Origin of the sequence: Paracoccus sp. (in: a-proteobacteria), assembly GCF_046462195.1 — a bacterium.
Taxonomy (GTDB): domain Bacteria; phylum Pseudomonadota; class Alphaproteobacteria; order Rhodobacterales; family Rhodobacteraceae; genus Paracoccus.
In genome coordinates, this window is record NZ_JBKGUN010000030.1 from 1 (window position 1) to 25,393 (window position 25,393).

A 25,393-nucleotide genomic window follows, 5' to 3' on the forward strand; every position below is an offset into this window, starting at 1 on the left:
TGCCAGGTTCGACCCCTGATCTAGGTCCTTGCAGGGCGAAGGGCAATGTTCGAAGCCGTGAGCGGGGGCGGCAGGCGGCATCCTGCGCGTGCCCCGCCATGGCGGAGTTGACGTGACGGCCTCCATCGGGAACAAGCCTTTGTGAAGCCTCACAGCCCGAAAAGGACGCGACATGGCAAAGTTCAACACCATCGACGACTTGGATCTTGAGGGAAAGGTCGTCCTGACCCGCGTTGACGTGAACGTGCCCGTCGACAACGGGCGGGTGACCGACGCGACGCGGATCCAGAAGATCGTGCCGACGGTCAAGGACATCCAGGCCAGGGGCGGCATCCCGGTCCTGTTGGCGCATTTCGACCGCCCCAAGGGCCAGCGCGTCGACAGCATGAGCCTGAAGCAGATCGTGCCCGCCCTGGAGGAGGCCCTTGGCCAGCCGGTCGTTTTCGCCGACGATTGCATCGGCGGTGCGGCAAAGCGGGTGGTTGCGGCGCTGGAGCCGGGCCAGGTCGCACTGATGGAGAACACGCGCTTTCATGCCGGTGAAGAAACGAACGACGCGACCTTTGCGGCATCCCTTGCGGCGCTGGGCGGGGCTTATGTCAACGATGCGTTCTCGGCCGCGCATCGGGCGCATGCCTCGACCGAAGGCCTCGCGCGCCTGCTGAACGCGGGTGCCGGCCGCCTGATGGAGGCCGAACTGAAGGCGCTGGACGCCGCGTTGGGCAATCCGCAGCGGCCGGTCATGGCCGTGGTGGGCGGTGCCAAGGTTTCAACCAAGCTGGACCTGCTGATGAACCTGGTCGCCAAGGTCGATCACCTGGTGATTGGCGGGGGCATGGCCAATACCTTTCTGGTGGCCCAGGGGATCGAGGTCGGCAAGTCGCTGGCCGAACGCGACATGGCCGACACGGCCCGCGCCATCATCGAAAAGGCGCAGGCCACCGGCTGCAAGATCCATTTGCCGGTCGATATCGTCGTGGCCCGTGAATTCAAGGCCGGCGCGGCCTCGGAAACACTGCCGGTCGATCAGTGCCCGGCCGATGCCATGATCCTGGACGCCGGCCCGCAAACGGTTGAGGCGCTGCGCGAGGCGATGTCGGCCTGCAAGACGCTGATCTGGAACGGCCCGCTGGGCGCCTTCGAGATCGAGCCCTTTGACACGGCCACCAACGCAGCCGCCAAGGATGCGGCGGAACTGACCCGTCAGGGCACGCTGATCTCGGTCGCCGGGGGCGGTGACACGGTGGCGGCGCTGAACAAGGCCGGCGTGGCGGATGATTTCACCTTCATCTCGACCGCTGGCGGCGCCTTCCTGGAATGGATGGAAGGCAAGGTCCTGCCCGGCGTGGCGGCCCTCGAAGCCTCCAGACGCTGATCGTTGCACAGGACGGGGCCGCGATCGTGGCCTCGTTCCCTATGGACGCCGCTGCGGACCCTCGGGTTCGGCCTCGGCGGCATCGCGTTGCCATTCACGCCAGATCGTCATCAGCAGCGCCATCAGGACGGGTCCGACGAAGAGACCCACGAGGCCCATCGTCTTGACGCCGCCGACCAGCCCGAAGAACGTCGCCAGGAAGGGCAGCTTGACCGGCCCCCCGATCAGCACCGGGCGGATCGTCTTGTCCACCACGAACAGTTCGACCGTGCCCCAGACGAACAGCGCGATGCCGGCAAAGGTCGAACCGCTGAAAACCAGATAGGCCGAGATCAGCGTGAAGGACAGGGGCGCACCCCCGGGGATCAGCGCCATGAAGCCCGTCAGCACGCCGAAGACCACGGGCGAGGGCACGCCCGCCACCCAATAGGCGATCCCCAGGACAACCCCTTCGCCGATGGCGATCAGCGTCATGCCCGTGACGGTCGCGCTGATCGTGGCCGGCACGACACGCGACATCCGCGACCAGCGCGCGCCCAGGATGCGCGTGCCGACGCGGTCCAGTTGCGACACGATCTGTTCGCCGTCGCGGTAGAACACGAACAGCGCGACCAGCGTGAACAGGATGTTCAGCGCCAGGTGAAAGGCCGTGCTGCCGGCCGTCAGGACGCCGCGATAGACCGAGGCGATGTTGGAGCCGTTGATCGCCTGCATCACGTCGCTGATGGCGCCGGGGCGTCCGATATAGGTCAGCCATTGTTCATCGACCCATGAGCCGATGGCGGGAAGGCCGCGAATCCAGGCCGGTGTCGGCTCTCCTGCGCTGTTCACGTCGATGGCCCACAGGATCCAGAGACGCAGCTCGGCCACGGCATAGGTCAGCGCCAGCGACAGCGGCACGACAAGGATGCACAGGATCCCCACGACCAGCACGGCGGCGGCCATGGTCCGTCCCACCCTGTGCGTCAGCCGGTTGCGGACCCGCCAGCTGGCAACCGCCATGATGGTCGCGGCCAGAACCGGGATCAGGAAGCCATGAAAGAAATAGATAGACGCTGCGATGATGCCCAGAAGCAGCCAGCGCGCCGCGGAAAGGTCGGTGACCAGCGGGCGCAGGTGCCCGCGGTGCAAAGGGTGCGGGTCGTCCGCCGCGCCCCTTGGGCCGGTTGGCTTCAGCGATTGCGCGGGAAAGGGCGGGTTGCTCATCAGGGATCACAGGGTGAGGGGGCAGTCGGGCCCGAAGGTTGCGCAAGTGTGTCGCGAGAATCTCTCGATCTTTGACCATATGTACCGTGATCGGGAACAATGTAATGACGAGATTTCCTGCTGTCGCAGCCGTGATCGCCGCGCCCTGCGACCGGCCGCACCTGTCACGGCGAAAACGCGGATCCAGCCCTTCAGGTCGCGGCCTGCAATGGCCGGTCAGGAAAGGCCCGCCCGGTGGGGCGGCGCCGGGGATCAGTGACGGGGTTCGCCAAAGGCCAGTGGCTCGGGCTTGTGGCCGCGGGTCTTGGCCAGCGACACGACGATGCCGATGGTCAGGATCACGAAGGTGATGCCCAAGGACCATGCCGGGGGAAACTTTTCCCATCCCATCAGGTCCGCGATGAAGATCTTGGAGCCGATGAAGACCAGCAGGATCGACAGCGCGTACTTGAGATAGGCGAAGCGGTGCAGGATCGCGGCCAGCGCGAAATACAGCGCCCGCAGGCCCAGGATCGCAAAGATGTTCGACGTGTAGACGATGTAGGGATCGGTGGTGATGGTGAACACGGCCGGAACCGAGTCGACGGCAAAGACCAGGTCCGCCACCTCGATCACGATCAGCGCCAGCAGCAGGGGCGTCGCATGGCGGACCAGCTTGCCCGTTCTGGGGTCGGGCTGGCGCACGATGAAGGCGTGCCCCTGCAGATGGTCCGTCACCCGCATGCGCCGGCGCAGGAAGGCCAGCAGCCTGTTGTCGGCCATGTCATGCGGCTGATCGCCTGCGAACAGCATCTTGATGCCGGTAAAGATCAGGAAAGCCGCGAACAGGTACAGAACCCAGTGGTAATGTTCGACAATGGTGACACCCAGCCCGATCATGATGCCGCGCAGCAGGATCACGCCCAGGATGCCCCAGAACAGCACGCGGTGCTGGTACTGGCGCGGAATGGCGAAAAAGCTGAAGATCAGCGCGATGACGAAGATGTTGTCCATCGCCAGCGTTTTCTCGACGATAAAGGCCGTCAGGTACTGCGCCGTCGCCTCGCCGCCCATCTGCCAGTAGATGAAGCCCGAAAAGGCCAGCCCAAGGCTGATGTACATCGCCGACAGCCTGAGGCTTTCGCCGATACCGATCTCATGGTCGTCCTTGTTCAGGATGCCGAGGTCGAAGATCAGGAGCGCAATGACCAGCGCCATGAACAGCAGCCACATCCACAGCGGCTTGCCCAGAAACAGGAGAAGAAGAAATTCCACGATGCCCTCGCGAATGATGCCATCGTGCAGGGCGTGGGGTTTGGGCCGCCGACGCACCGAGCACGCTCGATGCGGTCCGACATCACGGAGGATCGAATGATCACACCGCCAGAGGGGCCCGGTCCCGCAAGAAAGGAAGATGGCGGCAAGGCCGGGTTTGGGCAAGCCCCCGCATCGGTAAAATTCATGCTGTTTCGGCCAGGGCGATCCGCCGCATCCAGTCGCTGAAGGCGGCGATCGGCCCGTGATCGCGCCGCGTTTCCGGCCAGGCCAGCCAATAGCTGCCACCGGCCGGCACGGCAGGGCGCAGGATCGGGTGCAGGCGGCCCTCGCTGATCTCGATCTGCGCCAGATAGTCGGGCAGCAGCGCGACCCCGATCCCCGAGATGGCGGCCTGCACCATCATCGAGAACGTGTCCATCCGCATGCCGGAGGCGGTCCGCGGCTGCGCGCCTTGGCCCCGGAACCAGTCGCTCCACGCATCGATGCGGCTTTCCAGGTGCATCAGCGGCAGCGCGTCCAGATCGCCGGGGGCGGTGATCGGGTGCCGCTGCAGGAAATCCGGCGCGGCGCAGGCCGTCAGCCGTTCCGGAAACAGTTCCAGATGATCGGCGCGCGGCCAGTCCGGCATCCCGTAGAAGATGACGGCGTCAAAAGGCGACGTGTCAAAGTCGAAGCGCTGGATCCGCGTCGACAGCGTGACCGAGATGCCCGGATGCGCGGTCAGGAAAGGCGCCAGCCGCGGCCCCAGCCAACGCGTGGCAAAGGTGGGCAATACCGCCAGGGACAGCGTCCCGCCCTTGGGGTTGGTAACGACATTCATCGAGGCGCTCTGGATCATGTCCAGCGCACGGGCGATGTCGCGCTGATAGCCCAGGGCGGAGGCGGTGGGGACCAGCCGCTTGCGTTCGCGCAGGAACAGGATGCAGCCCAGCTGCGCCTCCAGCGTCTGCACCAGGCGGCTGACAGCACTTTGCGTCAGGGCCAGTTCGTCCGCCGCCGCCGTGACCGATCCGTGGCGGATGACGGCATCGAAGGCCATCAGCAGGTTGAGCGAGGGCATGAACCGCCGGGCGCGCATGATATTCCCGTTTGGAATGATCTCATACGATCATATCCGTTTCCTTCCGCTGTCAAGGCGCTAGAACAGGGCGCAAGGAATGCAGAGGAGAAGGCGAATGGCCGGACAATCCCACAAGGGCGCGAGCTTCAACTGGCAGGACCCGTTCCTGCTGGACGACCAGCTGACCGAGGATGAGCGGATGATCCGCGATGCCGCCGCGTCCTTTGCCACAGACCGCCTGCTGCCGCGGATCGAGAACGCTTATCTGAACGAGGAAACCGACCCCGAGATCTTTCGCGAGATGGGTGCGGCGGGCCTGCTGGGCGTGACGGTGCCCGAGGAATATGGCGGGGCAGGGGCGTCCTATGTCGCCTATGGCCTTGTCGCGCGCGAGGTTGAGCGGATCGACAGCGGTTATCGCAGCATGATGTCGGTGCAGTCATCGCTCGTGATGTTCCCGATCTTTGCCTATGGTTCCGAGGAGCAGAAGCGGAAGTATCTGCCCAGGCTGGCCAGCGGCGAAGGGATCGGCTGCTTTGGCCTGACGGAACCCGACGCGGGTTCGGACCCCGGCGGCATGCGCACCCGCGCGGTTGCCATCGACGGCGGCTATCGCCTGAACGGGGCCAAGACGTGGATCTCGAACAGTCCGATCGCGGATGTCTTTGTTGTCTGGGCCAAGTCCGAGGCGCATGGGGGCAAGGTGCGCGGCTTTGTTCTGGAAAAGGGCATGAAGGGCCTTTCCGCCCCCAAGATCGGCGGCAAGCTGAGCCTGCGCGCCTCGATCACCGGCGAGATCGTGATGGAAGATGTCGAGGTGTCCGAAGACGCCCTGCTGCCCGGCATCGAGGGCATGGGCGGCCCCTTCGGCTGCCTCAACCGGGCGCGCTATGGCATCAGCTGGGGCGTCATGGGTGCGGCCGAGGATTGCTGGCTGCGCGCCCACCGCTACGGGATGGACCGCAAGCAGTTCAATCGCCCCCTGGCCGCGACCCAGCTGTACCAGAAGAAGCTGGCCGACATGCAGACCGAGATCGCCCTGGGCCTGCAGGCCAGCCTGCGCGTCGGGCGGCTGTTCGACGATGGCCGCTTTGCCCCCGAGATGATCTCGATCGTCAAGCGCAACAATTGCGGCAAGGCGCTGGACATCGCGCGGATGGCGCGGGACATGCATGGCGGCAACGGCATCCAGATCGAATATCACGTGATGCGCCATTCCCAGAACCTCGAAACGGTGAACACCTACGAGGGCACGCATGATGTCCATGCGCTGATCCTGGGCCGCGCGCAGACCGGCCTGCAAGCGTTCGGCTGATGGACGCGCCCTTCAAGGGCCTGAAGGTCGTCGAACTGGCGCGCATTCTGGCCGGTCCCTGGATCGGCCAGACGCTGGCGGATCTGGGCGCAGAGGTCATCAAGGTCGAGGCCCCGGGGGGCGACGACACCCGCAGCTGGGGCCCGCCCTTCATCGAGCGGCCCTTGCCGGATGGCGGCACCGAACGCGTGGCCGCCTATTTCCACGCGGCCAACCGCGGCAAGACCTCGGTCACCTGCGACTTTGCCGATGCAGACGATCTGGCGCGGCTGAAGGCGCTGATCGATCAGGCGGATGTGCTGATCGAGAACTTCAAGGTCGGCGGGCTGGCGCGGTTCGGCCTGGACCATGCCAGCGTCTCGGCACGCAATCCGGAGCTGGTCTATGCCTCGGTGACAGGTTTCGGGCAGGACGGTCCTCGTGCGCAGCAGCCGGGTTACGACTTCATGATCCAGGGCATGTGCGGCATCATGGACCTGACGGGGAGCCCCGAAGGTCAGCCCCAGAAGATCGGCGTCGCCTGGATCGACATCCTGACGGGCCTTTACGGCGTGATCGGCGTGCAGGCGGCGCTGGCCGAGCGGGCGCGGTCAGGGCAGGGACAGCACCTGGACCTGTCGCTGCTGGATTGCGGGGTGGCCGCCCTGGCCAATCAGGCGACCAATCACCTGCTGGGCGGGTTGCAGCCCACCCGATTGGGGAACGCGCATCCAAACATCGTGCCTTATCAGGTTTTTCCGGCGCAGGACGGCCATGTGGTGATTGCCTGCGGCAATGACCGGCAATTCGCGGCCCTGTGCAGGGTTCTGGATTGCCCGGAGCTTGGCCAGGATCCGGAGCTTGCCACGAATGCGGGCCGCGTGGCGCAGCGCGAGCGGCTGGTCGAGGCGTTGAACCAGCGCACGGCCCGCCGCAGCCGGCAGCAGTTGATCGACGGGATGACCGCCGCAGGGGTGCCCTGCGGTCCGATCAATCAGGTTCACGAGGCGCTGGCAGATCCGCAGATCGTCGCGCGTGACCTCGTCATTCATCCAGAGGGCGTGGCCGGACTGCGCACGCCGTTGCGGTTTTCCCGCAGTTCCATGTCGCTGGACCGCGCCAGCCCGACGCTGGACAATGGATGCTGGCGCTTTTCCGAATGAACGAATGGCGCCCGCCCCATTGGGGGCGGGTGCGAAGGGTCAGACGATCCCGCCGCCGCCGCCCGTGACCTTGGGACGTTCCGCCGCGACCTTGGCCCGCCAGCCCGAGGCGCGATAGGCCGCGACGGGGTCGATGGCCGCTCCGGCGCGCTGGCGCGCCATCTGCAGGATCGGCTCCACATCCGTGCGAAAGGCGGCGCGCAGGGTGGCCGCCGCCATCAGCGCATCATTGCTGTCGCGGAACCCTTCCAGCGCGGTGCGGTCCACAAGGCTGGCCTGAACAAAGGCGCGCTGGATCTCGCAGGCCGAGACGATCAGGCTCTCGATCGGGTCGGTGACGTTGTGGCTCTGGTCGATCATGTGCGACAGGTCCAAGCCCGGCCTGTCCTCCAGCTCGACCAGCTCGTTGAAGACCAGGAACAGGCGGAAGGGCTCGATCGTGCCGGCGTCCAGGTCGTCGTCGCCATACTTGCTGTCGTTGAAGTGGAACCCGCCCAGCTTGCCCGCCCGGATCAGGCGCGCGACGATCATCTCGATGTTGACGTTCGGCGCGTGGTGGCCGAGGTCCACCAGGCACTGCGCCTTGGGGCCCAGTTCCTGCGCGGTCATCAGGCTGGTGCCCCAGTCCTGCACGACGGTCGAGTAGAAGGCCGGCTCATAGATCTTGTGTTCGGAGAAGATCCTCCAGTCCTCCGGCAGCCCGGCATAGACCTGCTTCATCGCCTCCAGATAGCGGTCGAACTGGCGCGAAAGCGAAGTCTGGCCCGGAAAGTTCGACCCGTCCCCGATCCACACCGTCAGCGCGCGTGACCCGATGGCTTGCCCGATCTCGATGCACTCCAGGTTGTGCTCGACGGCCTGCCGGCGGGTGGCCGCATCCGTGTGGGACAGCGAGCCGTACTTGTAGCTGTGCGCCTGGTCCGGCTGGTCCTGGAACGTGTTCGAGTTCATGGCGTCAAAGCCCAGCCCGACCTCCTCGGCCTTTTCGCGCAGCAGCGCCGGGTCTTCCTTGTCCCACGGGATGTGCAGGCTGACCTTGGGCGTGGCGGCGGTCAGCTGGTGGATCACGCCGCAATTGTCCAGCTTGTCCATGATGCCGCGCGGCTCGCCCGCCCCCGGAAAGCGGGCAAAGCGGGTGCCGCCGGTGCCGGTGCCCCAGCTGGGAACCGCGACGCCGAAGGCCATGGCGCGGGCCACCAGCGTCTCGATGTCTACCCCCCGGCGCGCAAGCCGCGCGCCAAGGGCGTCGTAGTCGGCCGTCAGGTCGGCCCGGCGCGCGTCGTTCTGCGCCTCGATGATGCTCTTGTCGATCATGGCTTACCTCGTGAAGGCCTGGACGTTGCCGGCGTCCACGTTGAGGATGTTGCCCGTCGATTTGGCGGACAGGTCGGAGGCAAAGAAATACGCGCCCTCGGCGATATCCTCGGGCAGGACGGACCGCTTCAGCATCGAGCGGTTGCGGTACATCTCCTCCAGCCCCTCCTTGTCGGTGCCATAGGTGCTGGCCCGCTGGTCCAGCCACTCGCCTTCCCAGATGCGCGATCCGCGCAGGACGGCGTCGGGGTTCACCACATTGACGCGGATGCCGCCTTCGGCCCCTTCCAGCGCCAGGCAGCGGGCCAGATGGATCTCGGCCGCCTTGGCGGTGCAATAGGCGCTGGCGTTGGGGCTGGCGGCGAGGCCGTTCTTGGACGCCACGAAGATCACCGAACCGCCGATGTCCTGCGCCCGGAAGGTCCTGAACGCCTCGCGGCTGACCAGGAAATAGCCCGTGGACAGGATGTCCATGTTCTTGTTCCACAGCGCCAGCGAGGTCTCCTCGATGGGGGCGGACGAGGCGATGCCCGCATTCGACACCAGGATGTCGATGCCGCCGAACTCGACCGCCATCTCGGCATAGGCCCGGGCAACCTGGGTTTCGTCGGTGACGTTCATCTGCACGCTGCGGACCACGTCGCGGCCAAAGCTGCCGGCCAACCCGTCATGCGCGGTCTGCAGCGCGTTCGCGTCGATGTCGGCCAGCATGACACAGGCGCCTTCGCGCAGGAAACGTTCCGCCGTGGCCGCCCCGATGCCGCCCGCGCCGCCGGTGACCAGCGCCACCCGGCCTGCCAGCGACTTCGGCTTGGGCATGCGCTGCAGCTTGGCCTCCTCCAGCAGCCAGTATTCGATGTCGAAGGCCTCCTGCTCGGGCAGGCCCTGATAGGTGCTGACGGCGCTGGCGCCGCGCATCACGTTGATCGCGTTCACGTAGAACTCGGCCGAGACGCGGGCCGTGGCCTTGTCCAGCGCGAAAGTCAGCATGCCGACGCCGGGAACCAGGTAAACAACCGCATTCGGATCGCGCAGGGCCGGGCTGTCGGGCTTCCTGCAGCGGTCGTAATAGGCGGCGTAATCGTCACGATAGGCGGCGACGGCATTGCCCAGCCCGGCAATGGTGGCATCAAGATCGGGGTTCGCGGGGTCGAAATCGACCACCAGCGGGCGGATCTTGGTGCGCAGGAAATGGTCGGGACAGGAGGTGCCCATGGGCGCCAGCGTCTCCAGCGCATTCGAGCCGACGAACTCCAGCACGGCGGGCTGGTCGTCGAAATGCCCGACCTTGTGGCGGTCCTTGGAGATCAGCCCGCGGATGACCGGCATCAGGCGGGCGGCGATGTCGCGGCGCTGCGGGGCGTCCAGCGTGGGCACCTTGACGCCGCCGAAGGCGGGCTTGCCCTGGGTGCGGTCTTCCAGCCAGGCCGCCGCCTTGTTGATGATCTCCAGCGTGGTCAGGTAGCAGTCCTTGGCGTCGTCGGCCCAGGTGAACAAGCCGTGGCTTTCCAGCACCGCGCCGCGCATCTGCGGATTCTCGGTCGCCAGCTTTTCCAGCCACAGGCCCAATTCATAGCCGGGCTTCTTCCAGGGCAGCCAGCCGATGTCGTTGCCGAAAATCTCGGCCGTCAACTCACGCGAGTTGACCGAGGCGGCGATGGCGATGATCGCATCCGAATGGACGTGATCCACATGCTTGCGGGGGACATAGGCGTGCAGCGGCGTGTCGATGGAGGCCGCGCGCGGATTCAGCGCAAAGGTGCAGTGGGGCAGGTAGCCCACCATCTCGTCCTCATGGGCCACGCCGCGATACTTGCCCTTCAGCGCCCGCAGCTTGTCCATGTAAAGGGTCGAGAAGCCGTCCATCTTCATCGACCCGATGTCCCCGCCCGAGCCCTTGACCCACAGCACCTCGACCTGTTCCCCCGTCAGGGGGTCGGTTTCCATCACCTTGGCGGATGTGTTGCCGCCGCCGTAATTGGTGACGCGCTTGTCCGAACCCAGCAGGTTCGACCGATACAGCAGCTTTTCCGATTCGCTCATCGACGCGGCCTTCGCGTCATCCCACAGGTTTTCCAGCCGGTTGGCGGTCAGGGTCATGGTCATGGCTCTCTCCCTCGTGGCGGCATGAGGCCGCGCGCCTTTGTCCGATTAGGCGCAGCAATCCTCCAAAGTCAATCAGAAACGATCAAACACAATCATTATGCAGGTGCAGAAACTGTTCATGCGATCATTTATGATTGACATTGCGCGAAACTGATGGAAGCTGAGATATGGGACGAGGGGAAACCATGCTGGAAACGGAACGCCATCGCATCATTCTGTCAGCCGTGCAGGAACGCCCGGTCGTGACGGTGGCCGACCTGTGCAGCCTGACCGGCGCGTCCGAGGCGACTGTGCGCCGCGACATTGCGCAGCTGCATGTCGCGAAGAAACTGCGGCGCATCCGGGGCGGGGCCGAGGCCATCGCGCCTTCGCAGTTCGCGGGCATCAATGCACGGCCCTTTGCGCTGGATCAGGCCGTCAACATCGCACAGAAACGGGCCATCGCGCAGGCGGCGGTCGATCTGTGCGCGGACGGCGACGCGATCATCATCAACGGCGGCACGACGACCTTCCAGATGGTCCATCCGCTGACGGCCAAGCGGCTGCAGGTTTTCACCAACAGCTTTCCGATCGCCGAACATCTGCTGAAACAGTCGCGCAACACGGTGCTGGTGCCGGCGGGCGCGATCTATCGCGAACAGAACATCATCCTGTCGCCCTTTGACGCCGATGGCAGCAACCATTTCCACGCGCGCCGCATGTTCATGGGCTGCCGCGGCCTCGGGCCCTTGGGACTGATGGAGGGGGACCCGCTGCTGGTTCAGGCCGAGCAGAAGCTGATCGGTCAGGCGGACGAGCTGGTCGTGCTGGCCGACAGTTCCAAGTTTCGCCAGCGCTCCAGCCTGCTGCTGTGCCCGCTGTCGCGCATCCACACGGTCATCACCGATGACGGGATCGAGGACCGGGCCGCGCAGATGCTGCAGTCCGCGGAAATTCGCCTGATCGTGGCCCCGGTCGCGCAGGCAAGAAAGAAACGCGCCGAGGAGTAAAGCGCGGAAACGTTCTTAAGGGAGGAACATATGAGCATCCTGAGAAAGATCATGACAACCGCCGCCCTCGCCTCGGTGCTGGGCGCGGGGGCGGCGCAGGCCGAGGACATGCGCATCGCGCTGGTCGCCAAGGCGCTGGGCATCGGCTTCTTCGAGGCCGCCAACAAGGGCGCCCAGGAGGCGGCGGCCGAATTGGGCGGTGTCGAGATCATCTATACCGGCCCCACCGACACCACCGCCGAAGGCCAGATCGAGGTCATCAACAGCCTGATCGCGCAGCGCGTGGACGCCATCGCCATCAGCGCCAACGACACCGACGCACTGGTACCGGCGCTGAAGCGCGCGATGGATCGCGGCATCACGGTCATCAGCTGGGATTCGGGCGTGGCCCCGGAAGGCCGCCAGATGCAGCTGAACCCGTCCTCGGCCCCCCTGATCGGCAACACGATCATCAAGCTGGCCGCCGACCACCTGCCCGAGGGCGGCGACGTGGCGGTGCTGTCGGCCACCACGACCTCGACCAACCAGAACACCTGGATCGAGGAGATGAACAAGGTCAAGGGCGACTATCCGGGCATCAATGTCGTGGCGACGGTTTATGGCGACGACCTGGCCGACAAGTCCTATCGCGAGGCCCAAGGCCTGATGCAGAGCCATCCGAACCTCAAGGCGATCATCGCGCCGACCAGCGTGGGCATCGTCGCCGCCGCGCAGGCGGTCACCGATGCCGGCAAGATCGGCGAGGTCAACGTGACCGGCCTCGGCCTGCCGTCCGAAATGGCGGGCCATGTCAAATCCGGTGCGTCGAAAAGCTTTGCGATCTGGAACCCGATCGACCTGGGATACTCGGCGACCATGGCGGCCTATCACCTGGCCAAGGACGAGGTCGAGGCCGCGCCGGGCGCGACCATCTCGCTGGGCCGCATGGGCGAGGTCACGCTGGACGACAACACCGAGGCCGCGATGGCTGACCCCTTCACCTATGACGCCAGCAACATCGACGAGTTCAGCTCGATCTTCTGATGCTGCCCGCCCCGGCGCGTGATGCGCCGGGGCCCTCCTTTCCCAGGACATGTTTCATGCAGGTTCAAACTCCGGCCGCGGCCGGCCCCGTGCTGTCGCTTGACGGCATCGTCAAGACATTCCCCGGCGTACGCGCGCTGGACGGCGTGCGGCTGGAGCTGCATGCCGGGCAGGTGACCGCCCTGATCGGCGAAAACGGGGCGGGCAAATCCACCATCGTCAAGCTGCTGACCGGGATCCATCAGCCCGACGAGGGGCGGATCATGGTCGACGGCCGGCCCGTGACCTTTCCCACCGCGCAGGCGGCAGGGCAGGCGGGGGTGACGGCGATCCACCAGGAAACGGTCCTGTTCGACGAGATGACGGTGGCCGAGAACATCTTCATCGGCCACGCCCCCCGCACCCGCCTGGGCCTGATCGACCGCCGCACGATGCGGGATCGGGCGCGCGCCATCCTGCAGGGCATCGGCGCCGATCTGGACCCGGATGCGCGGCTGCGCGACCTGGGGATCGCCAGCAAGCATCTGGTCGCCATCGCACGTGCGCTGTCCATCGACGCCCGCGTCGTCATCATGGACGAACCCACCGCCGCGCTGTCGCACAAGGAGATCGCCGAGCTTTACGAACTGGTCGAGAAGCTCAAGCGTCAGGGCAAGGCGATCCTCTTCATCAGCCACAAGTTCGACGAGATCTTTCGCATCGCCGACCGCTGGACCGTTTTTCGCGACGGGCAGTTCGTGGGCGAGGGCATGATGGCCGACGTGACCGAGGCCGATCTGGTCCGCATGATGGTCGGCCGCAGCGTCGACCAGATCTATCCCAAGCGCCCAGCCCAGATCGGCCCGCCGGTCCTGACCGTGGCCGGATACTGCCACCCGACCGAGTTCGAGGACATCACCTTCACCCTGCACCGGGGCGAGATCCTGGGCTTTTACGGCCTTGTCGGGGCGGGCCGGTCCGAGGTGATGCAGGCGCTGTTCGGCATCACCCAGCCATCGAAGGGCGCCTGCCGGATCGCGGGCGATGTGCGCGTCATCCGCACGACCGCGCAGGCGGTGGATGCCGGCATCGTTTATGTCCCCGAGGATCGAGGCAGGCAGGGTGCCGTCAAGGGGCTGCCGATCTTTCAGAACGTCACGCTGCCCTCGCTGTCGCGCACCAGCCGGGGCGGTTTTCTGCGGCTGGCCGAGGAGTTCAAGCTGTCGCGCGACTACACGCAGCGGCTGGACCTGCGGGCGGCCAGCCTGGACCAGGATATCGCCCTGCTGTCGGGCGGCAATCAGCAGAAGGTGGTCATTGCCAAATGGCTGGCCACCCGGCCCCGCGTCATCATTCTGGACGAGCCGACAAAGGGCATCGACATCGGCTCCAAGGCCGCCGTCCATGACTTCATGTCCGAACTGGCCGCCGAAGGGCTGGCCGTCATCATGGTCAGCAGCGAGATCCCCGAAGTGCTGGGCATGTCCGACCGGGTCATCGTCATGCGCGAAGGGCGCATCGCCGCCGAATTCACGGGCCGCGACATGACGCCCGAAAACCTGGTCCGCGCCGCCGTCGGCATCGACCGCCCCGCCCGGGGAGAGGCCGCATGAGCCTGCTGAAATCTCGCGAGGCGATCCTGGCCCTGGCGATCCTGGCGCTGCTGGCCCTGATCGCTAGCCGCTTTCCCGGTTTCATCGCGCCCGCGAACCTGGCGCGGGTGTTCACGGACACCTCGCCGCTGATCCTGCTGGCGCTTGGCCAGATGGCGGTCATCCTGACCAAGTGCATCGACCTGTCGATCGCAGCGAACCTGGCGCTCTGCGGTATGGTGGCGGCGCTGATGAACGGGGCCGGCGTGCCGCTGCCGCTGATCCTGCTGGCGGTCGTGGTGCTGGGCGCGGCCTTGGGCGCGCTGAACGGCGTGCTGGTCTGGAAGCTGGGCATCCCGTCCATCGTCGTGACGCTTGGCACCATGACCATCTATCGCGGGTCGATCTTTCTGATGACCAACGGGGCCTGGATCAACGCCCACCAGATGAGCGAGGGCTTCAAGGCCTTCCCGCGCCAGATGATCGCGGGCCTGCCCGTCATGGCCTGGATCGCCGTCGTGGTGGTCGTGCTGGTGGCCGTGCTGATGACGCGGACCCCGTTGGGGCGGGCGTTCTATGCCGTGGGCGGCAATCCGCATGCGGCCGTGTACACCGGCATCTCGGTCGGGCGGACGCAGTTCGCGGCCTTTGTCCTGTCGGGGGCGCTGGCGGGGCTGACAGGATACCTGTGGGTTGCCCGTTATGCCGTCGCTTATGTGGACATCGCGGGCGGGTTCGAGCTGGACGTGGTGGCGGCCTGCGTGATCGGCGGCATCGCCATCGCGGGCGGTGCGGGCACCGTTGCGGGCGCCGTTATGGGCGCGCTGTTCCTGGGCATCATCAAGAACGCCCTGCCGGTCGTCGGCATCTCGCCCTTCTGGCAGATGGCGATCTCCGGCGCGGCCATCCTGATCGCCATCGCCTTCAACGCTCGCCGCCGCGACCCCGGCCGCATCATCCTGAAACGCGCCGAGGTGCGGACATGACAGCCACGACCCGTCATATTCCTGACCGCCTGACCAGCCCGGCCTCTCGCGTTCTGAAAAGCTGGGAAATGCTGCTGCTGGTCGTGGCCATCGCGATCTTTATCCTGAATGCCATGGCCTCGCCCTATTTCCTGGACCCGTGGAACCTGTCGGACGCCACCTTCAACTTTACTGAAAAGGCGATGATCGCCTTCGCGATGGCGATGCTGATCGTGGCCGGAGAGATCGACCTGTCCGTCGGCGCGATCATCGCGCTGGCCTCGACCGTGATGGGCATGGCCGTGACGGCAGGGGCGCCGACGTCGGTGCTGGTGGCGCTCGGCCTCGGGACCGGGCTGGCCTGCGGCGCCTTCAACGGCCTGCTGGTGGCGCGCTTCGGCCTGCCCTCGATTGTGGTGACCATCGGCACGATGAGCCTGTTCCGCGGCATCAGCTATATCGTCCTGGGCGACGGGGCCGTGACCGGTTATCCCGCCAGCTTCGCCTGGTTCGGACAGGGATATGTCGGCTGGGTCATCACGGTCGAACTGGTGATCTTTGCCGCGGCGGCTCTGGTCTTTGGCCTGCTGCTGCACCGCACCAGCTTTGGCCGCAGCGTGTATGCCATCGGCAACAATGCCACCGCCGCGCGGTTTTCCGGCATCCGCGTGGACCGCATCCGCTTCATCCTGTTCCTGTTGACCGGCCTGATGAGCGGAATCGCCGCGATCTGCCTGACCTCGCGCCTCGGCTCGACCCGTCCTTCGATCGCCTCGGGGTTCGAGCTCGAGGTCGTGACCATCGTCGTCCTGGGCGGCGTCAGCATTCTGGGCGGGTCCGGCACCATCCCCGGCGTGGTTCTGGCGGCCTTCATCCTGGGGCTGGTGACCTTCGGCCTGGGGCTGCTGAACGTGCCGGGCATCGTGATGTCCATCATTCTGGGCGCGCTGCTGATCGGCGTGATCGCCGTGCCGCGCCTGCTGACCATGCTGCGGAGGAGATGATGCAGAAACACGCGTTCCGCATGACGCTGAACCCCGGCTGTGCGGATGAATACCGCCGCCGCCACGACGCGATCTGGCCCCAATTAGTCGCGTTGCTCAAGGAGGCGGGGGTCGAGGATTACTCGATCCACCTCGACCCTGACACGAACGCGCTGTTTGGGGTGCTGTGGCGGCGCGACGACCATGGCATGGACGATCTGCCGAACCATCCGGTGATGCAGCGCTGGTGGGCGCATATGGCCGATATCATGGCGACGCATCCGGACAACGAACCGGTGTCGGTTCCTCTGGTGCCGATGTTCCACCTGCCATGAGCCGCATCGCCGTCATCGATATCGGCAAGACGAATGCCAAGCTGGCGCTGGTCGATGGCGACACTCTGGACGAGGTTGCCGTTTTGACCCGCCCGAACCGCCCGCTGCCGGGGCCGCCATGGCCGCATGTCGATCTGGAGGGGCACTGGCAGTTCTTCCTGAAGGGACTGGCACAGTTTCAGGCCAGCCACGGGATCGACGCGATCTCCGTCACGACCCATGGCGCGGCAGCGGTGCTGCTGGACGCGCAGGGCCGGGTCGCGGTGCCGATGCTGGATTACGAACATCCCGGTCCCGATGACCTGTCCGCGCAGTTCGACGATTTGCGTCCGGCTTTCGCGCAGACAGGTTCGCCGCGCCTGCCGATGGGGTTGAACCTGGGCGCGCAGCTGCATTGGCTGTTCGCGACGCAGCCCGACCTGCGGACCCGCGTGGCGCATATCGTGACCTATCCGCAATACTGGGGCTTGCGGCTGACGGGTGAGTTGGCCAGCGACGTCACCTCGCTCGGCTGCCACACCGACCTTTGGGACCCGTGGCAGGGCCGGTTTTCATCGCTGGTCGAGGCGCTGGACCTGGACGGTCTGATCGCGCCCGCGCGCCGCTCGAACGAGGTGCTGGGCGGGCTGACGGCGGATGCGGCCGCCGCGACTGGCATTCCGGCGGGCACGCCGGTTGCCGTGGGCATCCATGACAGCAACGCCTCGCTTTATCCGCATGTGCTGGGGCGGTCGGTGCCGTTCTCGGTGGTGTCGACCGGAACATGGGTCGTGGCCATGGCAATCGGGGGAAGGGCGGGGGCGCTGGACCCTGCGCGCGATACGCTGGTCAATGTGAACGCGCTGGGACAACCCGTCCCCTCGGCCCGGTTCATGGGCGGGCGAGAGTTCGAGATGATCCGCGCCGGCAGCGACGCGCAACCCGCCGATGCGGATCGTGCAGGGGTTCTGGAAAAAGGTGTCATGCTGCTTCCGGCGGTCGAGCCGGGCTCGGGCCCGTTCCAGGGTCGCCGGATGTCCTGGACGGCGGAACCGGCCTCGGACGGACAACGGATGGTGGCGCTGTCGTGGTATCTGGCATTGATGACCTCCACCTGCCTGGACCTGATCGGCGCAGAGGGTCCCGCGATCATCGAGGGTCCCTTTGCGCGCAACGGCGATTTCCTGGACATGCTGGCGGTCCTGCGCGACGGCGGGGTCGAGGTGGCGGGTTCGGCCACCGGCACCTCGGTCGGCGCGGCCCTGCTGTGCCTGCCGCAGGCCACGGCCCCCGCGACGCGGGACTGGCCGAGGCCCGACCATGCGGAGGCCCTGTGTGTCCATGCCCTCCGGTGGAGCGAGCGGGTCGGGTGTCAGCCATAGCCCAGAGAGGCCGAGGCACCGCGTCCCGCTTCGGTCAGCAGGCGCACGAACTCGGGTTTGCGCGTCTCGTCGAAACGCACCATCGGCACGGCAATGCTGATCGCCGCCACCGACTTGCCCGCGTGATCCAGCACGGGCGCCGCCATGCAGCGCACCCCTGCCTCGCTTTCCTCGATCTCCTCGGAATAGCCGCGCGCGCGCGTTTCCATAAGCTCGTCGAACAGGCGCGCAGGGTCGGTGATCGTGCGCGGGGCGAGTTTCTTGAGGTCCATGGCCGCGATACGCTCGCGGATCTCGTCATCGTCGCGAAAGGCCAGCAGCGCCTTGCCCAGCGAGGTCGAGTGCAGTGGGTTCCGCTTGCCCAGCGTCGATTGCATCGACAGCGTATAGGCCGAGTCGTATTTGTGGATATAGGCCACGCGCTGGTCGAAATCGTCCATGACCCCCAGGTTGATCGATTCGCCCGTGGCGCGCGACAGCTTGCCCATTTCCCGGTCGCAGGCACGCAGCAGGTCCTGCTGGCCGCGAAGGATGCGCGCGCCCAGCCCGAACAGTTTCAGCGTCAGCCCGTATTTTTCGCTGTCGGCCTCCTGTTCGACATAACCCAGATCCACCATGGTCTGCAGCAGGCGATGCGCGGTCGTTTTCGAGGTCATGGCACGCTGCGCGATGTCCGCCAGACTGGCGCGCCGCTCCTCGGCCAGCGATTCGAGCACCGCGAACACCTTGAGCACGGCGGCGGCATTCTCGGTCTTCTGGAATTTTTCGGCCATGATTGCATCCGCTGATTTTCGGAACACCATTCTGGAAATTTTGGGAAACTGTGTCAAGCGATGGTTAGAAGAGCCAAAAGCTCAGCAGGGACAGGCATCTATCTTCTGCGTCAGACCGAGACTTAGGAGTTGATTTGGTATTCAGAGTATGGTTCCTTCAATTCCGGAACGCTGTTCCGAAAGTTTGAAGGGAAGGAAAGATCATCATGCATCCGCTTCTGCGGCAGAAGGAACGCTTCATCTCGCGGGCCGAGGTGTCCACGCTGATCGAGCGTCTGGCCGACAACCTCGTGAACATTTCCGACGAAACCGGAGAGTTCCTGCTGAGGCTGGAAGATGGGCGCGTGATCGACACCAAGGGCTGGGCCGGCTGGGAATGGACCCATGGCATCGGCCTTTACGGCCTGCTGCATTACTGGCAGCAGACCGGCAGCGACAAGGCGATGGGCATCATCCGCGACTGGTTCGACGCCCGCCTGTCCGAAGGCACCCCCACCAAGAACATCAACACCGTCGCCCCTTTCCTGACGCTGGCCCATCTTTACGAACGCGACCGCAACCCGATGTGGGAGCCTTATCTGGACACATGGGCCGAATGGGTCATGCACGAGATGCCGCGCACCCGCGAAGGGGGGCTGCAGCATATCGTCTACAACAGCGTGAACGACCAGCAGCTGTGGGACGACACGCTGATGATGTCGGTGATGCCGCTGGCCAAGATCGGCCTGGTGCTGAACCGCCCGCATTACGTGGAAGAGGCCAAGTACCAGTTCCTGCTGCACGCACAGTATCTGGCCGACACGCAGTCGGGCCTGTGGTTCCACGGCTGGACCTTTGACGGCAACCACAACTTTGCCCGCGCGCTCTGGGCGCGGGGAAACAGCTGGATCACCATCGTGATCCCCGAGTTCATCGAACTCTTGAACCTGCCCGAGGGTGACCCGACCCGCCGTCACCTGTTGTCGCTGTTCAACCGGCAGGCCGCCGCGTTGCGCAACACGCAGGACGAGAGCGGTCTTTGGCACACGCTGCTGGACGACAGGAACAGTTATCTGGAAACCTCGGCCGCGGCCGGCTTTGCCTATGGCCTGCTGAAGGGCGTGCGGCGCCGCTACCTGCCCGCCGATTACGCCCCCGTGGCCGAGCGTGCCATCCGCGCAGTGATCGACAACATCAGCCCGGAAGGCGAGTTGCAGAACGTGTCCTTTGGCACGGCGATGGGCAGCGACCTCGATTATTACCGCCAGATCAAGCAGACCTCGATGCCCTACGGGCAGGCGATGGCGATGCTGGCGCTGGCCGAATACCTGCGCGGCTATATCTGACGCGCCATTGTCCTTGGAGGAGGAGACATGATGACCCGCATGACGACGATGACGGCCCTTGCACTGATCCTGGCCTCGGGCGCAGCCCAGGCCGAGACGCTGCGCTTTGGCTATGCCCAGAACGCGACCCCCACGGTCGAGGCGATGCAGAAGTTCGCGGAACTGGTCGAAGAAAAGACCGGCGGCGCGGTGACCGTCCAGTTCTTTCCCGACGGTCAGCTGGGCGGCGAACGCGAGATGGTCGAGATGGTGCAGGGCGGCGCGCTGGACATGACTAAGGTGTCGGGCGGCCTGCTGGAGAGTTTCGCGCCGGTCTATGGCGTCTTTCCGATGCCCTACCTGTTCGACGACCAGGACCATTTCTACCGGGTGATGGATGACGCGGCCATCATGCAGCCGATCTATGAGTCGACCCGCGACCTGGGCTTCCTGGGGCTGACTTATTACAACTCGGGTGCGCGGAACTTCTACACCGTGAACAAGCCCGTGGAGACGGTCGAGGACCTGAAGGGCCTCAAGATCCGCGTGCTGCAAAGCCCGACCGCCATCCGCATGACCGAACTGCTGGGTGCCACGCCCGTCGCCATGGGCCAGGCCGAGGTCTATACCTCGCTGCAGCAGGGCGTCCTGGACGGGGCCGAGAACAACGAGTTCGCGCTGACCATCGCCCGCCATGCCGAGGTGGCCAAGCATTACAGCGAGGACGGCCACAGCCGCATCCCCGACATCCTGCTGATCGGCACCGCCGCGATGGATCGCCTGTCCGAGGAACACCGCAGCGCCGTCACCGAGGCCGCGCAGGAGTCGACCGATTTCCACAAAACGGTCTGGGACGCGGCCGTCGAGGCAGCGGCCAAGGAGTCGGCCGACCAGTTCGGCGTGACCTTCCACGAGGTCGACATCGCGCCCTTCCGCGAGGCCGTCCAGCCGATGTATGACGAGTTGCAGGGCGAGACGGCCACCGTCGTCACCGCCATCCGCGACGCCGGGGCCCAGTGATGGACAGGCTGCGGCGCGGGCTGGACCTGATCCTGGGCACCCTGTGCTGCAGCCTTCTGCTGGCGCTGGTCGCCGTCCTGGCATGGCAGGTCATCAGCCGTTATGCCCTGAACGCGCCCTCCTCGGTGACCGAGGAGATCCTGCGTTATGGCGTGATCTGGATGTCGCTTCTGGGGGCCGCCTATGCCACCGGCCGCGGCAGCCACATGAGCGTGGACATGCTGCGCGACCGCCTGTCCGGGCGCGGCCGGCTGCGCCTCGATGCGCTGGTGGCGCTGGCCTTTGTGGTCTTTGCGGGCATCGTGCTGATCTGGGGCGGCATGAAGGGCGTCAACATCGCCGCGCGCCAGACCAGCGCGGTCATGCGCATCCCGATGAGCTGGGTGTATCTGTCGCTGCCCGTCAGCGGCGGGCTGATGATCCTTTACAGCCTTCTGAACCTGATCGACCTGCTGCAGGGGCGTACGCATCACGCGGATGCGGACCGGCAGGCCGAACTGATGGGGGAATGAACCATGGCCGGTCCCGCCAGCCTGATCCTGATCTCGGTCTTTGGCGTCCTGACGGCCTTGGGCATTCCGCTGGCCCTGTCGATCACGGCGGCGGCCATCGCGGCGGTGCTGCTGGTCGTGCCCTTCGACATGGCGCTGTTCACCTCGGCCCAGAAGATGCTGGCCAGCCTCGACAGCTTTTCGCTGCTGGCGGTGCCGTTCTTCATCCTGTCGGGGGTCATCATGAATTCGGGCGGAATCGCGGTGCGGCTGGTGGATTTCGCCAAGCTGATCGCGGGACGCATCCCCGGATCGCTGGCCCAGACCAACATCGCCGGCAACATGCTGTTCGGCTCCATCTCGGGGTCGGCCATCGCGGCCTCGACCTCCATCGGGGGCGTGATGGTGCCCATGCAGAAACGCGAAGGCTATGACCCGGGCTTTGCGGCGGCGGTCAACATCGCCTCGGCTCCGACGGGGATGCTGATCCCGCCCTCGACCGCCTTCATCATCTATTCGCTGGTGGCGGGCGGGGCGTCGATCGGGGCGCTGTTCCTGGGCGGTGCCGTGGCGGGCACGCTGTGGGGCGTGGGCATGATGATCCTGACCGCGATCATCGCGCGCCGTCGCGGCTGGCCGGTCGCCGGACGCATCGCCCCGCGCGAGGCCCTGCGTGTCGTGGGCCGCGCGCTGCCCAGCCTGATGCTGATCGTGCTGATCATCGGGGGCATCATGGGGGGCGTCGTGACGGCGGTCGAGGCGTCTGGCATTGCCGTCATCTATACCATGCTGCTGGCCTTCGTGATCCACCGCACCGTTCCCCTGCGCGCATTGCCCGGCTTTCTGATGGAAACGGTGCAGATGACGGGCACGATCATGCTGCTGCTGGCCGCATCGGCCGCGCTCAGCTTCGCGATGGCCTTCACGGGCATCCCCGCGGCGGTGACATCGCTGATCCTGGGACTGTCGCAGGATCCGATCATGGTGATGCTGATCATCAACGTCGTGCTGCTGGTCGTGGGCTGCTTCATGGACATGGGGCCGGCCATCCTGATCTTTACCCCCATCCTGCTGCCCATCGCGCAGAAGGTCGGCTATGACCCCGTGCATTTCGGCGTGATCATGATCTTCAACCTGGCGATCGGCACGATCACGCCTCCGGTGGGAACTGGCCTTTTCGTGGGCGCAGGCGTTGCCCGCGTCCGGGTGGAAACCGCGGTCCGCGCCCTTGGCCCGTTCTATCTGCTGCTGCTGGCGGTGCTGATGCTGGTGACTTATGTGCCGGCGCTGACCCTGTGGCTGCCGCGCCAGTTCGGCCTGTAAGGGGCGGCCCGCAGGCACCGCGTCGCGGGACTTGCAAGCCGCCTGCGCTTGGGTCAGGCTGCATGGCATGCAACTCCGCCAGAAGACGGAGGCACCCAACGCACAGGGATTTTCACCATGACCATCCGAATGACCACCCGCGCCATCCTTCTGGCCTCGGCCCTTGCCGCCGCGCCCGCCGCATGGGCGGAAACACCCGCCGACACGCTGGTCGTGGCCCACACGATCGACGACATCATCAGCCTTGACCCGGCGCAAAGCTTCGAGTTCGCGGGCAACGACGTGAACAACAACACCTATGACCGGCTGGTCGATTTCGACCCGCTGGACCCGGAAGCGGGCTTCAAGCCGTCCCTGGCTGAAAGCTGGGAAGTGTCCGGGGACGGGTTGTCCATCACCTTCACCCTGCGTGAGGACGCGACCTTCCATTCGGGCAACCCGGTCCGGGCCGCCGACGCCGCCTGGTCGCTGCAGCGCGCCGTCAGGCTGGACAAGACCCCGGCCTTTATCCTGACTCAGTTCGGCTTCACCGCCGACAATGTCGAACAGAACATCACGGCCGAGGGCAACACCCTGACCCTGACGCTGGACAAGCCCTATGCGCCGTCCTTTGTGCTGAACTGCCTGACTGCAAACATCGCCAGCGTCGTGGACAAGGAACTGGTCCTGTCGCATGAACAGGACGGTGATCTGGGCAACGCCTGGCTGAACACGAACGAGGCGGGGTCGGGCGCCTATGTTCTGGCCGCCTGGCGCCCGAACGAGCAGGTGCAGCTGACCGCCTACGAGGATTACTGGCAGGGCGCGCCCGACATGAAGCGCGTCATCGTGCGCAACGTGGCCGAATCCAGCGCCCAGCGGCTGCTGCTGGAGCAGGGCGACATCGACGTGGCGCGCAACCTGACGCCGACGGATGTTGAATCGATCACGGCGGTCGAAGGCGTCACGGTCATGGACCAGCCCCGCGGCCGGATCCTCTACATGGGCCTGAACCAGAAGAACGAGCTGCTGTCCAATCCCGCCGTGATCGAGGCGATGAAGCACTTGGTCGATTACGAGGGCATGGCCAACAGCTTCCTCAAGGGGCAGTTCATCACGCATCAGAGCTTCCTGCCGCTGGGGTACCTTGGCGTGCTGGAGGATCAGCCCTGGACCTATGACGTCGAAAAGGCCCGCCAGATCCTGACGGATGCCGGCATCGAGAGCGGCACCATCACCACCCGCGTGCGCGACCTGCGCGAATACATCGACGTGGCGCAAACCCTGCAGGCCTCGATGGCGCAGGTCGGCCTTACCCTGAACATTGAGCAGATGACCGGCGCGCAGGTGCTGGATGCCTATCGCGCGCGCGAGGTGCCGATCTTTCTGGGCGAATGGGGCCCCGATTATTCGGACCCGAACACCAATGCCTCGACCTTTGCCTATAACCCTGACAACAGCGACGAGGCGAATGCCGTGGGCCTCCTGTCCTGGCGCAACGCTTATGCCGTGCCCGACGAGATGAACGAGGCCACCATCGCGGCCACGCTGGAACAGGACACCGCGACACGCGCCGCCATGTATCAGGACATCCAGCGCCAGTACCAGGCCGAAGCTCCCATCGTGCCGCTGTTCCAGCGGATCGAGCAGGTCGGCCTGCGTGACAACGTCCAGAACTGGTGGAGCGGCGGGGCCGTGACCTCCGTCATCTACCGCCAGGTGACAAAGGGCGAATAAGGCACGTGTCCGTGACCGACACCACGGGCGCCGGGGGCACCATCCCCGGCGCGAACCGTCCCGACCCCGCCGGCCGCCGCGCGCTGCGTCGCAGGCGCGCCCGCAGCATTGCGGGCACGCTGCTGTCGCTGGCGCTGACGCTGTTGGGCCTGTTGCTGGTGACCTTCATCATCGGTCGCGTCATGCCGATCGACCCGGTCCTCAAGGTCGTGGGCGACCGTGCGACGCAGGCCCAGTACGACGCGGCCTATGTCGCCATGGGTCTGGACAAGCCGCTGGTCGTGCAGTTCTTCACCTATATCGGCGACGTGCTGCGGGGTGACTTCGGGCGCTCGATCTCGACCGGGCAGCTGGTCAGCACCGACATCCTGCGCGTCTTTCCCGCAACCTTCGAACTGGCGACCCTGGGAACCCTGATCGGCGTCTTCATCGGCGTGCCCCTTGGCGTGGTCGCCGCTGCCCGCCGGGGCGGCGTCATCGACCAGGTGGCGCGGGTCGTGGCGCTGGTCGGATATTCGATGCCGATCTTCTGGCTGGGGCTGATGGGCCTGCTGGTCTTTTACGGCATCCTGGGCTGGGTCGGCGGGCCGGGGCGGCAGGGCATCATCTATGACGGCATGGTTCCTTCCGTGACCGGGATGATCCTGGTCGACAGCCTGATCGCCGGGGACTGGGCCGCCTTTCGCGACGCGTTTTCCCACATCATCCTGCCGGCCAGCCTGCTGGGCTATTACAGCCTCGCCTATATCAGCCGCATGACCCGC

The 25,393-nt window shown here is 65.7% G+C and carries 22 protein-coding genes; 16 read left to right on the plus strand and 6 right to left on the minus strand.

Going from position 1 to position 25,393, the window contains the following annotated elements; translation table 11 throughout:
- Positions 1-172: 172 nt before the first annotated feature.
- Entirely contained in the window at positions 173-1,375 is a 1,203-nt protein-coding gene (locus tag ACLHHB_RS01815; RefSeq protein ID WP_410216571.1) for a phosphoglycerate kinase, read from the plus strand.
- A gap of 39 nt (positions 1,376-1,414) precedes the next feature.
- On the opposite strand, the gene ACLHHB_RS01820 is transcribed toward ACLHHB_RS01815, so the two are convergent.
- The 3 genes from ACLHHB_RS01820 to ACLHHB_RS01830 form a co-directional block, all read right to left on the minus strand.
- On the minus strand, positions 1,415-2,581 hold the full coding sequence (locus ACLHHB_RS01820) for an AI-2E family transporter (protein ID WP_410216572.1): 1,167 nt from the start codon (positions 2,579-2,581) through the stop codon (positions 1,415-1,417).
- A gap of 252 nt (positions 2,582-2,833) precedes the next feature.
- Entirely contained in the window at positions 2,834-3,835 is a 1,002-nt protein-coding gene (locus ACLHHB_RS01825) for a TerC family protein (RefSeq protein ID WP_410216573.1), read from the minus strand.
- A 184-nt stretch (positions 3,836-4,019) separates the two neighbouring features.
- Positions 4,020-4,916 carry a LysR family transcriptional regulator gene (locus ACLHHB_RS01830; RefSeq protein WP_410216574.1) on the minus strand — a complete coding sequence of 299 codons (897 nt, stop codon included), beginning with the start codon at positions 4,914-4,916 and terminating at the stop codon, positions 4,020-4,022.
- Between the two features lie 97 nt (positions 4,917-5,013).
- On the opposite strand from ACLHHB_RS01830, the gene ACLHHB_RS01835 reads away from it, so the two are divergent.
- On the plus strand, positions 5,014-6,213 hold the full coding sequence (locus ACLHHB_RS01835) for an acyl-CoA dehydrogenase (RefSeq protein ID WP_410216575.1): 1,200 nt from the start codon (positions 5,014-5,016) through the stop codon (positions 6,211-6,213).
- A complete protein-coding gene (locus tag ACLHHB_RS01840; RefSeq protein WP_410216576.1) occupies positions 6,213-7,355 on the plus strand; it encodes a CaiB/BaiF CoA transferase family protein in 1,143 nt (380 codons plus the stop codon). Before ACLHHB_RS01835 ends, ACLHHB_RS01840 begins: the two co-directional genes overlap by 1 nt.
- Positions 7,356-7,394: 39 nt before the next feature.
- On the opposite strand, the gene rhaI is transcribed toward ACLHHB_RS01840, so the two are convergent.
- Together rhaI and ACLHHB_RS01850 are read right to left on the minus strand one after the other, a co-directional pair.
- Positions 7,395-8,669 (minus strand): L-rhamnose catabolism isomerase, encoded by a 1,275-nt coding sequence (rhaI, locus tag ACLHHB_RS01845; RefSeq protein WP_410216577.1) that lies wholly within the window; start codon positions 8,667-8,669, stop codon positions 7,395-7,397.
- Between the two features lie 3 nt (positions 8,670-8,672).
- Entirely contained in the window at positions 8,673-10,769 is a 2,097-nt protein-coding gene (locus ACLHHB_RS01850; protein ID WP_410216591.1) for a bifunctional rhamnulose-1-phosphate aldolase/short-chain dehydrogenase, read from the minus strand.
- Between the two features lie 191 nt (positions 10,770-10,960).
- On the opposite strand from ACLHHB_RS01850, the gene ACLHHB_RS01855 reads away from it, so the two are divergent.
- Genes ACLHHB_RS01855 through ACLHHB_RS01885 form a run of 7 tightly spaced genes read left to right on the plus strand, consistent with a single transcriptional unit; the run spans position 10,961 to position 18,002 of the window.
- Positions 10,961-11,764, plus strand: a complete 804-nt coding sequence (locus tag ACLHHB_RS01855; RefSeq protein ID WP_410216578.1) for a DeoR/GlpR family DNA-binding transcription regulator — start codon at positions 10,961-10,963, stop codon at positions 11,762-11,764.
- Between the two features lie 30 nt (positions 11,765-11,794).
- On the plus strand, positions 11,795-12,787 hold the full coding sequence (gene rhaS, locus ACLHHB_RS01860; protein ID WP_410216579.1) for a rhamnose ABC transporter substrate-binding protein: 993 nt from the start codon (positions 11,795-11,797) through the stop codon (positions 12,785-12,787).
- A gap of 56 nt (positions 12,788-12,843) precedes the next feature.
- A complete protein-coding gene (locus ACLHHB_RS01865) occupies positions 12,844-14,379 on the plus strand; it encodes a sugar ABC transporter ATP-binding protein (RefSeq protein ID WP_410216580.1) in 1,536 nt (511 codons plus the stop codon).
- Positions 14,376-15,344, plus strand: a complete 969-nt coding sequence (locus ACLHHB_RS01870) for an ABC transporter permease (protein WP_410216581.1) — start codon at positions 14,376-14,378, stop codon at positions 15,342-15,344. Before ACLHHB_RS01865 ends, ACLHHB_RS01870 begins: the two co-directional genes overlap by 4 nt.
- Complete coding sequence (locus tag ACLHHB_RS01875; protein WP_410216582.1) at positions 15,341-16,327, plus strand: ABC transporter permease; 987 nt, start codon at positions 15,341-15,343, stop codon at positions 16,325-16,327. The genes ACLHHB_RS01870 and ACLHHB_RS01875 overlap by 4 nt, the downstream gene beginning before the upstream one ends.
- The gene (rhaM, locus tag ACLHHB_RS01880; RefSeq protein WP_410216583.1) at positions 16,327-16,641 is read left to right on the plus strand and encodes an L-rhamnose mutarotase; all 315 of its coding nucleotides are present in this window, start codon (positions 16,327-16,329) and stop codon (positions 16,639-16,641) included. The genes ACLHHB_RS01875 and rhaM overlap by 1 nt, the downstream gene beginning before the upstream one ends.
- Complete coding sequence (locus ACLHHB_RS01885) at positions 16,638-18,002, plus strand: FGGY-family carbohydrate kinase (protein ID WP_410216584.1); 1,365 nt, start codon at positions 16,638-16,640, stop codon at positions 18,000-18,002. The genes rhaM and ACLHHB_RS01885 overlap by 4 nt, the downstream gene beginning before the upstream one ends.
- Here the strand turns inward: ACLHHB_RS01885 and kdgR are convergent.
- A complete protein-coding gene (kdgR, locus tag ACLHHB_RS01890; RefSeq protein WP_410216585.1) occupies positions 17,993-18,775 on the minus strand; it encodes a DNA-binding transcriptional regulator KdgR in 783 nt (260 codons plus the stop codon). The genes ACLHHB_RS01885 and kdgR overlap by 10 nt on opposite strands.
- A gap of 206 nt (positions 18,776-18,981) precedes the next feature.
- Here kdgR and ACLHHB_RS01895 point away from each other — a divergent pair, with 206 nt between their 5' ends.
- From ACLHHB_RS01895 to ACLHHB_RS01920, 6 genes are all read left to right on the plus strand, one after another.
- Positions 18,982-20,100, plus strand: a complete 1,119-nt coding sequence (locus tag ACLHHB_RS01895; RefSeq protein WP_410216586.1) for a glycoside hydrolase family 105 protein — start codon at positions 18,982-18,984, stop codon at positions 20,098-20,100.
- Between the two features lie 30 nt (positions 20,101-20,130).
- The gene (locus tag ACLHHB_RS01900; RefSeq protein ID WP_410216587.1) at positions 20,131-21,099 is read left to right on the plus strand and encodes a TRAP transporter substrate-binding protein; all 969 of its coding nucleotides are present in this window, start codon (positions 20,131-20,133) and stop codon (positions 21,097-21,099) included.
- Positions 21,099-21,611, plus strand: a complete 513-nt coding sequence (locus ACLHHB_RS01905; protein ID WP_410216588.1) for a TRAP transporter small permease — start codon at positions 21,099-21,101, stop codon at positions 21,609-21,611. The genes ACLHHB_RS01900 and ACLHHB_RS01905 overlap by 1 nt, the downstream gene beginning before the upstream one ends.
- A 3-nt stretch (positions 21,612-21,614) precedes the next feature.
- Positions 21,615-22,913: a TRAP transporter large permease gene (locus ACLHHB_RS01910; protein ID WP_410216589.1), complete on the plus strand. Its 1,299-nt coding sequence runs from the start codon at positions 21,615-21,617 to the stop codon at positions 22,911-22,913.
- Positions 22,914-23,030: 117 nt separating this feature from the next.
- Positions 23,031-24,629, plus strand: a complete 1,599-nt coding sequence (locus tag ACLHHB_RS01915; RefSeq protein WP_410216590.1) for an ABC transporter substrate-binding protein — start codon at positions 23,031-23,033, stop codon at positions 24,627-24,629.
- Between the two features lie 107 nt (positions 24,630-24,736).
- The coding region (locus ACLHHB_RS01920; protein WP_410216592.1) for an ABC transporter permease at positions 24,737-25,393 on the plus strand (657 nt) is incomplete at its 3' end.